8 protein-coding genes are annotated in these 13,422 nt (G+C 39.4%); 3 read left to right on the top strand and 5 right to left on the bottom strand.

What is annotated here, in order from left to right; all coding sequences use genetic code 11:
• Nucleotides 1-121 precede the first annotated feature (121 nt).
• The 4 genes from IV512_RS11935 to IV512_RS11920 all read right to left on the bottom strand — a co-directional run bounded on the left by IV512_RS11935 (nucleotide 122) and on the right by IV512_RS11920 (nucleotide 5,535).
• Nucleotides 122-1,396 carry a Y-family DNA polymerase gene (locus tag IV512_RS11935; RefSeq protein ID WP_209403633.1) on the bottom strand — a complete coding sequence of 425 codons (1,275 nt, stop codon included), beginning with the start codon at nucleotides 1,394-1,396 and terminating at the stop codon, nucleotides 122-124.
• Entirely contained in the window at nucleotides 1,393-1,758 is a 366-nt protein-coding gene (locus IV512_RS11930) for a S24 family peptidase (RefSeq protein WP_209403632.1), read from the bottom strand. Before IV512_RS11930 ends, IV512_RS11935 begins: the two co-directional genes overlap by 4 nt.
• A gap of 708 nt (nucleotides 1,759-2,466) precedes the next feature.
• The gene (locus tag IV512_RS11925) at nucleotides 2,467-4,257 is read right to left on the bottom strand and encodes a ribonucleoside-diphosphate reductase subunit alpha (RefSeq protein WP_209403630.1); all 1,791 of its coding nucleotides are present in this window, start codon (nucleotides 4,255-4,257) and stop codon (nucleotides 2,467-2,469) included.
• A gap of 3 nt (nucleotides 4,258-4,260) precedes the next feature.
• A complete protein-coding gene (locus IV512_RS11920) occupies nucleotides 4,261-5,535 on the bottom strand; it encodes a ribonucleotide-diphosphate reductase subunit beta (protein WP_209403627.1) in 1,275 nt (424 codons plus the stop codon).
• 590 nt (nucleotides 5,536-6,125) lie between these two features.
• On the opposite strand from IV512_RS11920, the gene IV512_RS11915 reads away from it, so the two are divergent.
• Genes IV512_RS11915 through IV512_RS11905 form a run of 3 tightly spaced genes read left to right on the top strand, consistent with a single transcriptional unit; the run spans nucleotide 6,126 to nucleotide 12,912 of the window.
• On the top strand, nucleotides 6,126-9,449 hold the full coding sequence (locus IV512_RS11915; protein WP_209403625.1) for a DUF2126 domain-containing protein: 3,324 nt from the start codon (nucleotides 6,126-6,128) through the stop codon (nucleotides 9,447-9,449).
• An 8-nt stretch (nucleotides 9,450-9,457) separates the two neighbouring features.
• The gene (locus IV512_RS11910) at nucleotides 9,458-12,019 is read left to right on the top strand and encodes a circularly permuted type 2 ATP-grasp protein (RefSeq protein WP_209403623.1); all 2,562 of its coding nucleotides are present in this window, start codon (nucleotides 9,458-9,460) and stop codon (nucleotides 12,017-12,019) included.
• Between the two features lie 2 nt (nucleotides 12,020-12,021).
• A complete protein-coding gene (locus IV512_RS11905) occupies nucleotides 12,022-12,912 on the top strand; it encodes a transglutaminase family protein (protein ID WP_209403621.1) in 891 nt (296 codons plus the stop codon).
• 37 nt (nucleotides 12,913-12,949) lie between these two features.
• Here IV512_RS11905 and IV512_RS11900 read toward each other — a convergent pair whose 3' ends face one another.
• On the bottom strand, nucleotides 12,950-13,396 hold the full coding sequence (locus tag IV512_RS11900; RefSeq protein WP_209403619.1) for a response regulator: 447 nt from the start codon (nucleotides 13,394-13,396) through the stop codon (nucleotides 12,950-12,952).
• Nucleotides 13,397-13,422: the final 26 nt, after the last annotated feature.

Raw genomic sequence — 13,422 nt, 5'->3', positions numbered from 1 at the left:
CCAATTCTTTTTTTCAATTTTCTGGGCTTAGAAATTAAAGTAGGTTAAAACTTTATGAAGAGCAGATAAAATCACTGGTAAAACTTCCGAACTTAACAACAGTGAATTTTTGATGTTTAGTTTATTTAGTGCCGCCTATGGTCAATAGTTCATCCCATTGAGTGGTAAATCTGGGACTTCGGTGCTCTTTGATCAGGGCCCATTCTTTATGACGGTTACCAACTGTCGCCAGTTTAATTTTATTTTTTCCGAATTTACCGTTGAGATTATCCAATACATGGGTGATAGTGTCAGACTCGCTTTTGTGCCGGGTATCGAACAAATTTGTTTGAATATCTGTACGATTTACCAATTGCAGTAAATTTACACCCACTTTTTTATATCGATAGCCTGGCTTGTAAATCTGTTTTAATCCCCTTAGAGCTTCCTTTGTCAATTTAATGGTACTGTCTGTAGGTGTGTCTAACGATATTGTAATATTGTTTCTATACTGCTTATCGATTTGACTATGTTGATTGGTCTGCAAAGAAATGTCGATTTGAGATGCTGCACTACGTTGTTGTCTTAAAAGGTCTGCAACTTCTGCTACATAGTAACTACAAGCTTCTTCAATAAGACTATACGATGTCAATTTGAATCCGAACGATTTTGCTGTTCCAATGCCTTTTTTCGCTTTTGGCTTTTCTACTATTTCTAAGCAAGGTATATTGTTCAGTTCTCTCCAAAGCCGTTCACCTATTACCGTCATTTTTTTTCTAACCCAAGCCACTGGCATATTGGCAAAATCTAAGGCCGTACTTATTTTTTTATCCTCGAGTCTGAGCGCATGTTTTCTGCCAATGCCCCAAATATCTTTGACCTTTAGATTTTGCAATAATTGTTTTCGTTTTGTTTCTGAATCCACGACATACACATTGTCATTCTCAGCTATTTTTTTTGCATACTTATTGGCTAATTTAGATAGTGATTTTGTTTTGGCAATACCCACTCCAACTGGTATTCCGGTGTTTTTATATATGGTGTTCTTAATGGTATGGGCCAAATCGGTATAGCACTCATTTTGATGAATACTCAAATCAACAAAACTTTCATCTATGCTGTATTCTTCGACACGAGGCGAGAAGGTTTTTAAGGTGTCCATAACCCTTCGAGACATATCATTATACAGCGTATAATTTGAAGAAAAATACGTGACATTACTTTTATCTAACAATTTCTGTATTTTAAAAACCGGCTGAAACATCGGAATTTCCGTTAGAGCCTTTGCTTCTTTGTTCGCAGCAATGATGCACCCATCGTTGTTGCTTAAAACAACTACTGGCATTTTCTTAAGGTCAGGTCTAAAAACCTGTTCGCAAGAGGCATAGAAGCTATTACAATCTACTAAAGCAATCATAAAACAGATTTAATGATATAAGTGATTACTCCCCATATATTTATTTCAGATATATATTCTTTGCCAATTCTGATAACACTGAAATTGTCATTGATAGTGGCTACGACAAGTTGATTTGTTCTGGCGGATAACGACTTATCGACTATAAGAACATCATTTTTTAAAATATTAAAATCGTTAAACCCGTCATCTGCAACTTTTATGAAGAAAGTTGCGGATGAATTAGTCACTAAAACCTCGTTCAGATCAATTCTTGGCTCGCTGTAATGCGTTGCAGGACTAGAAAAACCAGTTTGAGTAGGGCGTTTAACTCTGTAGTTATTTTCCGTTTTTTTTATTAAATGAACTTTTGAATCACTCATGTATATTGCACTTATCATTTAAATTACAGTCAACTAACTTTTAATGAATGGTAATCAGAAAATGATTCGACCATAGCGGCTTACATTTTCTTAAGGCAGATAAGCTATGTAAGCAACGGAACCACAATCTAAAAAACAAACACATTTACTTTTATTGGATATTTTCCAAATATCAGGATATTTGCCTAATTCGGATGTCGTTTTAGAAAAAGATTATTAACAAAATTTTATTTTAAACAGTAGTTGCAATTAGCCGTATTTAGATATGCTCGAAGTTTTCTTTAAGCATCTAATTTGCATTGAAATTGAATAGAGCCTAGTACATTCGTTATTTCTATGGCCATACTATTATGTAAACCAATTTTGGAGTATAAGATGGATTGATAATACCGATTGAGAAGATACTGTTCGAGCATTGAACCTTTTGCTTTATATGTGGCCAGAGGCAATAACAAAGGTTTGGTAGCACACTTTAAAAAATAAGTAGGTGTAAGTTCTAACTTGCGTTAAATTGATTTCTGCTGATTCATTTTTATAATTTGGGTTGTAGCTCGGCAGTTCTATACTTCGTTATGAAAGTTCTTCCCTTTTTTTTGAATCAATTTGCGTTGAAAAAATGAAAATAGTCTTAACTCCAAAATCAAAAAAGGCTTTTGAACAATTTAAGTTCAAAAGCCTTTTCATTTTACACTGGATTACAGTGGGTGTTTAAGCTTCACAGCTCGTACATTCTTTCTTTTGCCTGAATTTTTGAGCGGCATTCATACTGTGTTGATAGTACATTGATTTCAGGCCGAGTTTCCATGCGGTCACGTGAATTTTATTGATTTCTTTCACGGGCATTTCAGGGTGAACAATTATATTCAACGATTGCCCTTGGTCGATATGGTGTTGCCGTGCAGCTGCTTGATACACGATATCTAGCTGATCAAGCTCTGAGTATGTTTTGAAAACGGCTTTTTCCTCTTCGGTCAAAAAGTCAAGGTGTTGAACTGAACCATCATGATCTCGAATGTCTCTCCAAACTTCTGGGAGGTTCATATCTTTTTCTTCTAAAAGATCCATCAGAAACGGATTCTTGATAGTGACTTTTATTTTGGCAATATCTTTCACATAACAGTTTGACCAAATGGGTTCGATGCCCTGAGAAACCTGCCCTAAAATAAACGCAGATGATGTTGTGGGTGCTATTGCGTTTAACGTCGCGTTACGTCTACCATAGGTTTTTAGAACTTCGGGTTCACCAAAACGTTCGGCCAATTCTTCCGAAGCTTTGTATGAGCGTTGCTTTATTTCTTTAAATATTTCGTTGTTGAGATTGTATGCCTCTTGACTATCGAACGCCAATCTTTTTGATTGGAGTAAAGAATGCCAACCTAGGGCACCTAAACCTAAAGCTCTGTTATCTTTTGCGAAATTATAGGCTCTTTCCATAAAGAGGAAAGTCTGTCGATCTTCTCTATTTTCAGAATCTCGATAGGCTTCAAGCTTCTCAATAAATTCGGTGATAATGGCATCTAAGAAATATACCATAGTTTCAACAGCATCGGTATCTTTCCATTTGTCATAATGCATTAGGTTAATGCTGGAAAGCACGCACACAAACGACCAATTGTCATTGGAGGGTAACATAATTTCCGTACAAAGGTTACTGGCATGAATACGATGGTCTTTTTCTTGATAAACTTCCGAAGCGCCATTATTGGCATTATCCGTAAAGAAAATATAGGGGTAGCCCATTTCTCCTCTACGTTGCAACACTTTCGCCCATACGGTACGTTTCTCTGTGTCGCCATCAATCATTTCTTGCATCCATTGGTCAGTAACCGTAACCCCATGGGTAAGTTGCTGTATAGGGTTACCTTCGGTACCTATCTCCAAGAATTCTAAAATATCTTTATGGTCGATAGGCAGGTAAGGGGAGAAGCGACCGCGCCTTACGGAGCCTTGGCTCACGACATCGACCATTGATTCGAATAATTGCATTATATGAACGGCACCTGATGCTTGCCCATTATTTTTAACGGCTGACCCACGGGGCCTGATTTTTCCAAAATAACCAGAAGTACCACCACCGAGTTTCGACATCATTCCAATTTCTGATTGGGTATATAGAATGTTGCCCATATCATCGTCAACGTGAGAACCAAAGCAACTAATGGGTAACCCTCTTCTCTTACCAAAATTGGACCAGACCGGTGAAGCTAAAGAGAAAAAACCTTCTGACATATAGTGATAGAACTTATCGGCATAGCCAGGTATTTTCAAAATTTGCTCGGCTCTTTCGCCAATCTCGCGAATACGGCCTTCGGGGGTTACACCTTCGGTAAGGTAACCAGACGACAAAAATTTACGACTGTTTTCATTTAACCATTCGAAACCTTCGTTTTCAGATTTTTTATTTAGTTCTGCCAAGGCATTTTTTCGAGCATTGACCAAATCGTGGGTGGTTTCATCTCGTTGGTCAATAATCTGTTGTAGATCTGTTTTATTCTCCATAATTTAAAAAAGGTCGTCGCTGGTTATACTTTGTGTTCTCTTGCTGTAGTTGATGGATCGCTTTACGAAAAAGTCTCCATGTTTTGTTCCGATAATTTCATCATCGAACCATTCGGTCTGCTCGATCAATGATTGATCGATATCGAATATTTTCGATATTCCTATACTTTCCAACGAGTTATTGAAACGATTCTTTATGAACTCGTTGATAACATCTTTAGGTAAAAAGTCAAGTTCGCCTTCTTCAAAAATCCAGTTGACAATTTTACTCTCGGCGTTAAAAGCTTCTTTACAGATGTCTTGTATGAGTAAAGAGTAGTCATCGTCGAACCAGTCTGGATTCTCGTTTTTAATAATATTGATTAGGTCTATACCGAAATCGCCATGAATTTGCTCTTCTTTAGAAGTGGCCTCCACCACATTTGATATGCCTTTTAATACATTTTTATGCTTGTTAAAGGCCATAATGATCAAAAACTGTGAAAACAACGAAACATGTTCGATAAAGAGTGAGAATAAAAGAATTGACTCTGCATATTCTTTATCATTTTCACTTTTTGCATTTTTTAGGGCCGTTTCAAGATAATGTACCCGTTTCATAATCACGGGTTTCTTTTTCAAGGTTTCGAACTCCCGGTTTAGGCCTAAAATTTCCAACAGATGTGAATAGGCATCATGATGTCTTACCTCACTTTCGGCAAATGTGGCACCTACAGAACCAATTTCGGGTTTGGGCAAACGTTGATATATATCGCCCCAAAAAGTTTTTACGGCAACTTCGATTTGCGAAATGGCTAGAAGGGTATTTTTGATAGCACTTCGCTCTACTTCGCTCAAACCTGATTTAAAATCTTGAATATCGCTCGTGAAATTAAATTCGGTGTGGATCCAGTACGAGTGTCTTATGGCAGCAACATATTCATACAGTTGTGGATATTCGTATGGCTTTAAGTTCACCCTCTTTTCAAATACGTTGGTTTTGCGAATTTGAGCCCTTTTGTTTCGGTAGATGATGTAAGCTTTCGCCACTTCGTGAAACTCACTTTCCATAAGTTTGGTCTCCACAACATCTTGAACCTCTTCGATGGTAGGAATGTAGTTTTTATCTAGACTTTTACGCTTCAATAATATATCATGAACCTCTTCTGCCATAGGTTGGGCATCACTTATTTGGCCCTGGTCTACCGCGGTCATAGCTTTGGTGATGGCGTTCGTAATCTTATGAATGTCAAAAGGTTGGGAAGTATAGTCCCTTTTAATAATGTGGGTGATTTGCATAGGAAAAGTGTTTGGAACGAATCTAAATAAATCGTTATGTAAAATTCATATTTTATTGCCTACGATTTCGATTACCCCAATTCTCTTTTTCAACATTGTTATTAACAACTGCTATTTTGACACTGAAATTATGCTCAAATAATGCCGCGGAAGAAGCGCTTTTTCAGGTGTTCTGATAGATGTCAAATACACTTGATCATGACCGTTTAAATGGTCAATTTTTTTTGTTTTATAGATTTTCTTCTTAAAAACCTATTGGTAATCAGAAACACAATTCTTAAGTAAAAAGCTTCAATTTGCAGGAAGCGCAGTCAATGAATCGTTCTTAAAATTTCGGAGTTTTCTAAAATTGGTTTTTTAACAGAGCAAAGGCTTCGTAAAAGAACAATTTGGCCTTTATTGAAATAATCCTAACTATTTGTTTTTATTAAATTTCAGCATCTTTAATAAAAAGCATTTTTGATTATCGATTACGAATAAATAGGCCACTTAAATTCACGACACTCTAATGTTTTAATTTAACTATTGATTCCGATAGTCATTGGTCTTAATATCGCTTATCTTACATACATAGAAAATTAGTTCTTTGTATGGCATTAAAAGTTGCAATAAAACATAAGACGGTATATAAATATGACCGTCAAGTCAATCTTTCTCCACATATCTTTAGATTGCGTCCTGCACCCCATAGCAGAACGCCTATCGATGCGTATTCGATAAAAATCAAACCGGAAGAGCATTTTTTCAATTGGCAACAGGATCCATTCGGTAATTATTTGGCGCGTTTGGTATTTCCTGAGAAAACCGATGAACTCTCGATAGATGTAGAGATTATAGCTGACTTAAAAACTATAAATCCTTTTGATTTCTTTGTAGAGGAGGCGTTTGAGAATTTTCCTTTTAAGTACTCCGAAGAACTAAAAAAAGAACTATTGCCCTATTTGGAAATTACCGAAGAAGGCCCACATCTCGCAAATTGGTTAAAACAAATAGACCTTACTCCGCAACGAACTATCGATTTTCTTACCGGGCTTAATCAAAAGCTATACGATTATCTTAATTATACGGTGAGAATGGAGGTTGGCGTGCAAACCTGTGAACAGACTTTAGAGGCACGTTTAGGTTCATGCCGAGATTTTGCATGGCTTTTGGTGCAGACTTTACGACATTTGGGTTTGGCTGCGCGTTTCGTTTCGGGCTATCTCGTTCAACTTAAAGCTGATGAAAAATCACTCGATGGCCCTTCTGGCCCAGAAGAAGATTTTACTGATTTACATGCTTGGGCAGAGGTATATTTACCCGGTGCGGGATGGATCGGGCTAGACGCCACATCGGGTCTGTTGGCAGGCGAGGGGCATATACCTTTGGCCTGTACGCCTTCTTTTGAAAGCGCAGCACCTGTATATGGCTTGACGGATCCTTGTGAAACGACTTTCGAATTTGAAAACAAGGTGACCCGCATTTTTGAATCTCCGCGGGTGACCAAACCCTATACTGAAGATCAATGGAACGCCATCTATGAACTTGGTTTTAAGGTGGATGAAGAGCTTGAGCGGAATGATGTAAGACTTACCATGGGCGGTGAGCCCACTTTTGTTTCGATAGATGATATGGAAGCTGATGAATGGAATACATCTGCCGACGGCGAACACAAAAGAAAATTGGCCAGTAAGCTGTCTACGAAATTATTGGAAGTATTTGGAAAAGGAGGGGTGCTTCACCATGCACAAGGAAAATGGTATCCTGGTGAGCCCTTGCCACGATGGCTCATAGGTGTTCATTGGAGAAAAGACGGAGGGGTTATTTGGCAAGATTCCCAATGGTTGGCTTCCTTTTCGGAAACCTATGAACTGCCGGAAAATATTACCAAAACCTTCTTGCAAACCTTGGCGAAAAATCTAAATAGCGAGTCGAATTCTATTATGCCCGCTTTTGAAGATGCATTCTATTTCTTATGGGAGGAACGTAAGTTGCCAATGGATGTAGATGCCAAAGAATATGATGAGAAAGATTCTGCCCTACGAAAAAAATTGGCCGAGGTACTTGAGCAGGGCACCGGCGAAACCGTTGGGCATGTTTATCCGTTGGCAGAGAGTAATGGAAATTGGATAACCAACCCGTGGCAATTTAGAGGGGGCGATCTAATCTTGTCGCCCGGTAATTCACCCATTGGGTTGAGACTTCCGTTAGAGTCGTTACCAAAAAAGCCCGAAGTACCTTCGGAACCAACGGCAGAACCAGAACTTTTTGAACCCAAAGGAAAGCTTCCGGAATATGGTGCTTTTTTGAAAGAAAGAGCAGATGGAAAAGCTATAACAAAAAAAGAAAAACAACCCTATGTGCGCACCGCGATATGTGCGGAAGTTCGAGAAGACAAACTTTTCTTGTACTTGCCGCCTTTGAACAGTGCTGAGTCATTTCTCGACCTGGTGGCAAGTATAGAGGCTACTGCCAAAGAATTGAAGGTGCCCGTTTTGCTAGAAGGTTACGAACCGCCCAAAGATAATAGGTTAGAAGTATTGAAAATTACGCCCGATCCTGGGGTAATCGAAGTCAACGTACACCCGGCCAAGAACTGGAACGAGCTTACCGAAAACACCCTCAAGTTGTATGAAGAGGCCAAGAAAGCCCGATTAGGAACGGAGAAGTTTATGCTCGATGGAAAACATACCGGTACGGGAGGGGGCAATCATGTAACGCTGGGCGGCGTGACTCCTGCCGATAGTCCATTGTTGAGAAATCCCCAACTTTTGCGTAGTTTGTTAACATTCTGGCAGCACCATCCGGGCTTATCATATCTCTTTTCCGGAGCTTTTATTGGCCCTACTAGTCAAGCGCCACGTGTCGATGAGGCCAGATTAGAGAATTTGTATGAACTGGAAATCGCTTTCTCTCAGATTCCCGATGATGAAGAAGTTCCGTTTTGGCTTACCGATCGCCTGTTCAGGCATTTGTTGACCGATATTACGGGTAATACACACCGTGCCGAATTCTGTATAGATAAGCTGTATTCTCCTGATTCTTCATCGGGGCGATTAGGTATTTTAGAGCTCCGGGCTTTTGATATGCCGCCGCATGCCCAAATGAGCTTAATGCAAATGTTGTTGGTTCGTACCTTGGTATCTTGGTTTTGGAAAAAACCTTATAAGCATGATTTGGTACGATGGGGTACTGAACTACATGACAAGTTTTTGCTCGAACATTATGTGAAAGACGATATTGCCGATATTGTATCGCAATTGAATGATGCAGGTTATCCGTTTAAACTAGAGTGGTTCGATCCATTTTTTGAATTCCGGTTTCCTTTATATGGTATGGTCGAAATCAATTCAATGCAGATCGAGTTGCGTATGGCCATTGAACCGTGGAATGTTCTTGGGGAAGAAATGTCAGGTCGAGGCACCGCCCGTTACGTTGATTCTTCATTGGAACGGGTTCAGATCAAGGTCAAAAATTTCACGGCCGAACGTTATAATATTACCTGCAACGGGGTGAAAATAGATTTGAGCCCCACAGGTACAAAAGGCGAGTATGTTGCCGGTGTGAGGTATAAGGCTTGGGAGCCCTGGTCGGCGTTACACCCGACAATTGGGGTCGATGTTCCTTTAGTTTTTGATGTGGTCGATATGTGGAACAAAAAATCCATCGGTGGTTGTACTTATTTCGTTGCGCACCCTGGTGGTCGGTCATATGACACCTACCCCGTAAATAGTTACGAAGCCGAGTCGAGAAGAATCAACCGTTTTTGGGAATTTGGGCATACCCAAGATGAGGTGGTGCCAGTTGAAACGGGTGAGATAACAAATTATACGAGCAGAACTGTCGAGCGAAAGAATGCTTCTAGTACATTTGTATATAAAGAGATTCCGGTGAACCCAGAATATCCGCATGTATTAGATTTGCGTAAGAAGTAATTTATTTTATGCCCTTAACAACCACAAGCTGGCTCAATAGCTATAGTACCGAATATGGTAATGATGAAATGTTTTCATCTGACAATTTGGTCAAGCCCCATTGGAAAAACCTTCTGCAAGAATTCGATAGGTTAGGAGTTGATGGACTAAGTGCCCGACAGAAAGACATCGATTGGTTACTATCGGAAAACGGTGTTACATATAATGTATACAACGATCCAAAAGGTATGAACCGCCCTTGGAGCCTAAATGTTTTCCCTTTTTTGCTACATCAAAACGAATGGAAAACGGTAGAAGCGGGCATCAAACAAAGAGCGCGACTACTGGATCTTGTATTGAAAGATATTTATGGAGAGCGTAAACTGATCAAGGAGGGTATTATTCCCCACGAGGTAATTTATGGGCATCGCGGTTTCTTAAGACAATGTGATTCCATCACTTATACTACCGATAAATACCTTTCTATTTATGCTGCAGATTTGGCGCGGGGTACCGATGGCCGCCTGTGGGTGGTCAATGATCGAACCGAAGCCCCATCTGGTATGGGTTATGCCCTTGAAAATCGGTCTACGGTCAATAGAATTCTTCCTGAGGTTTATGGTAAGCTGAACGTACAAAGGCTTTCCGGTTTCTTCAATGAACTCAACCAGATGTTGATTGATGCCTCCCCGGTTCAAAAAGAGAATCCGAATATTGTTATTTTGACCCCGGGATCGCATAATGAAACTTATTTTGATCACGCATACTTATCCTCATTTTTTGGATACCCCTTGGTTCAAGGAAATGATTTGGTGGTGAGAGATGGGTTTCTATGGATGAAATCATTAAAAGGTTTAAAACGTATCGATGTGGTTTGGCGAAGGGTAGACGACCTGTTTGCCGATCCATTGGAACTCAGGGAAGATTCACATTTGGGAGTTGCCGGACTTTTAGATGTGGTCAGAAGAAAAAATGTTTCGATAATAAATCCGGTCGGTAGTGCGGTAATGGAAAATCCCGGGTTAATTCCTTTCATGCCATCGATATGTAAATTCCTCTTCAATGAAGAACTTATTTTACCGCAAATTGCATCATGGTGGTGTGGTCAAGAATCGGAACAAAATTATGTGTTCGATAATCTATCACAACTGGTAATCAAACGAATAGACCGAACCAATCGAGAGAGTATACACTTCACGGAGTTTATGACTCAAGAAGAACTTAATAAGCTTAAGCAGGAAATCGCCCGTACCCCATATCGTTATGTAGCCCAGGAAAAAATAAATTTTTCAACTGCTCCTAATCTAATTGGCGAATCGATAGAGGCAAGAAATTTGGTCAACCGAACTTTCTGCATTGCTTCGAAAGAAGATTTTAGTGTAATGCCGGGAGGTTTGGTCCGTTCGGCACGTGACCGGGAAACTATTCGGGTTTCAAGTCAGCGGGGCGGTACCAGTAAAGATTTTTGGGTGCTACAAGAAAATGAGATAGACAATAAACCAAATCAGCTTTGGCATAAGAGAAGCAATATATCGATATCTGGCCTTAATGATTTACCCAGTTTAACTGCGGAGAACCTATTTTGGGCAGGTCGGTATGTGGGCCGAACATTGGTCAACGCCCGGTTTCTTCGAATGGTTATTAGACAAATGGCCTTGGTTCAAGATAAAAATCAAAAACCGGATACAATCAAACTTCAAGTGCTGTTAAAAGCCGTTACCAGTCTAACGGGCACAAATCCCGGCTTTCTTGATAAGGATGAGGATGATATTTCAGCAATGGACAATCCCATGGAAGAGATGCTATCGGTGTTATTAGACACCAATAGACCCGGAAGTTTGTCACATAGTATAATGATGTTCAGCAATTCATACTACTCCATTAGAAATTTGTGGTCTACCGATATGTGGCGCGTATTTGAGAATATTCAAAAACTTTGGAAATCTTTTGTAGAAAGTGATAACCGATCTATCAATCATATTCTCAAAGTTCTAAACCAATTGATTACACGCTTGATCGCTTTTATGGGTCTGGTAGAAGAAAGTATATTGGTGCAACAAGGTTTGTTGTTATATTTTATCGGTCTGCAACTTGAGCAAAGTATCTTGACAATTACAAAGTGTCGCTCTTTACTTACGATTAAATACGATGAACAAGTGGAGTATGATTTGTTAGAGTGCCTTTTAACTAGTCATGAGAGCCTAAATATTTACAGATATAGTTATAGATCATACATTAAATTAGAGCATGTTTTAGATCTTGTGATTTTAGATTTGGAGTACCCTAGGTCGTTGACTTTTATGCTAAACAGAATTCAGAAGGATATAGCTCGCTTGCCACATTCGGGGCAAGATAACTCTCTGAGCAATTATCAAAAGAATATTTTCGAGGCCTTTGCAAAACTGAGATTATCTAATTCCAACGACTTATCACGTACAAAATCAGAAAACGATTTTTTACGAAAAGAGTTAGATGATTTGTTCGAAGAATTATCGGATCTTCTATATCGAACGTCTCAGTCGCTTACAGGTACTTATTTCAGTCATACCAATGCCCAGAATCAGCTGGTCACTCAGTCTTTCCCATTTTAGCCATGATTTTTAACGTAACACATACCACCAATTACAAGTATGATGCTCCGGTTAGCTATTGTCACAATATAGCCACGCTTCGACCTCGTGATTCAAAAGGGCAACAGTTGTTGGATTATAATATTGAAGTTTCGCCCAAGCCTTCTGAAATCTCTGAAAGGCAAGATTTTTTCGGTAATTATATCACTAGGTTTGCGATTCAACAAGAACATAAAGAGTTGAAGGTTGTGACCAGAAGTAAGATCGATAGGAATTTTTCACCGTATGAAACGGCCATTTTTTCACAGAATTGCAAAGGGATAACTTTAGACTCGGCCTTGATGTCTTTAAACAGTACGCACACCAGCATACTAGATGCCAAGCAATATATATTAGAGTCTATATTTATTAAAAGGGCCAATACCAGCATTCGTAAGTACGCAGAGGTTTCGTTTAGAGGAAATCGCTCAGTATTCGACGCTACTTATGAATTAATGCAGCGCATATATACCGATTTTCAGTTTGTTTCTGGTTTTACAAGTATTTCAACACCGGTTACCGAGGTAATGCGCGAGAAAAAAGGGGTATGTCAAGATTTTGCCCAGATTGCGATTGCCTGTACACGGTCAGTCGGATTACCGGCAAGATATGTAAGCGGATATATAGAAACATTGCCACCTGAGGGTAAAGAGAAATTAGTGGGTGCTGACGCTTCACATGCATGGTTCTCTGTTTTCATACCCGGTTTCGGTTGGGTAGATTTTGACCCAACGAACAACATGATTCCGATGAATCAGCATATAGTTGTGGGTTGGGGTAGAGATTACTACGATGTGCCCCCATTGAAGGGTGTAGTGTTCGGCAGCGGAAAAAGCGAACTAAAGGTTGCTGTAGATATTGCAGCCACGGTCTAATTTTGACACTACAATCAAAACAACGTCTTAAAACAATTTACGCGACCACATTAATTATCGAGGTACCTCCCAATTTATTTCTTCTTACTGAGGCAGTTGTGCGGCTCAGGGCGGTAATTAGATCGTCGAAAGAAGAAGGTTTGCGTAAATAACGATTGGCACCCATTTCAAATAGTTCTTCAATCTTATTCATATCAAGTATGGTAGAATAGATTACCAAGGGTACTTCATCGAACATTTCGTTTTCCCTTATATCTCGAAGGCATTCTTCGCCATCCATAAGGGGCATAAACAAATCTAGAAAGATTACGTCAGGTAATGGGGAGTCTGAATATAAATCAGCCAAGAGGTCTACCCCATTATCGAAAAGTTTTAAGTCGACCTGAGTATCTACCAATTCTAAAGCATCGGCAAATATCTCTTGATCTTCATGATCATCATCAACTAAATAGACCACCTGAGCACTTTTGTTTTTAGATATCATCCGTCATCAATTTCATATTAAAAATA

Origin of the sequence: Pseudozobellia sp. WGM2, assembly GCF_017810075.1 — a bacterium.
Taxonomy (GTDB): domain Bacteria; phylum Bacteroidota; class Bacteroidia; order Flavobacteriales; family Flavobacteriaceae; genus JADNYK01.
Note: the sequence above shows the minus strand (reverse complement) of the source record. Positions and strands in the feature narration are given on the sequence as shown.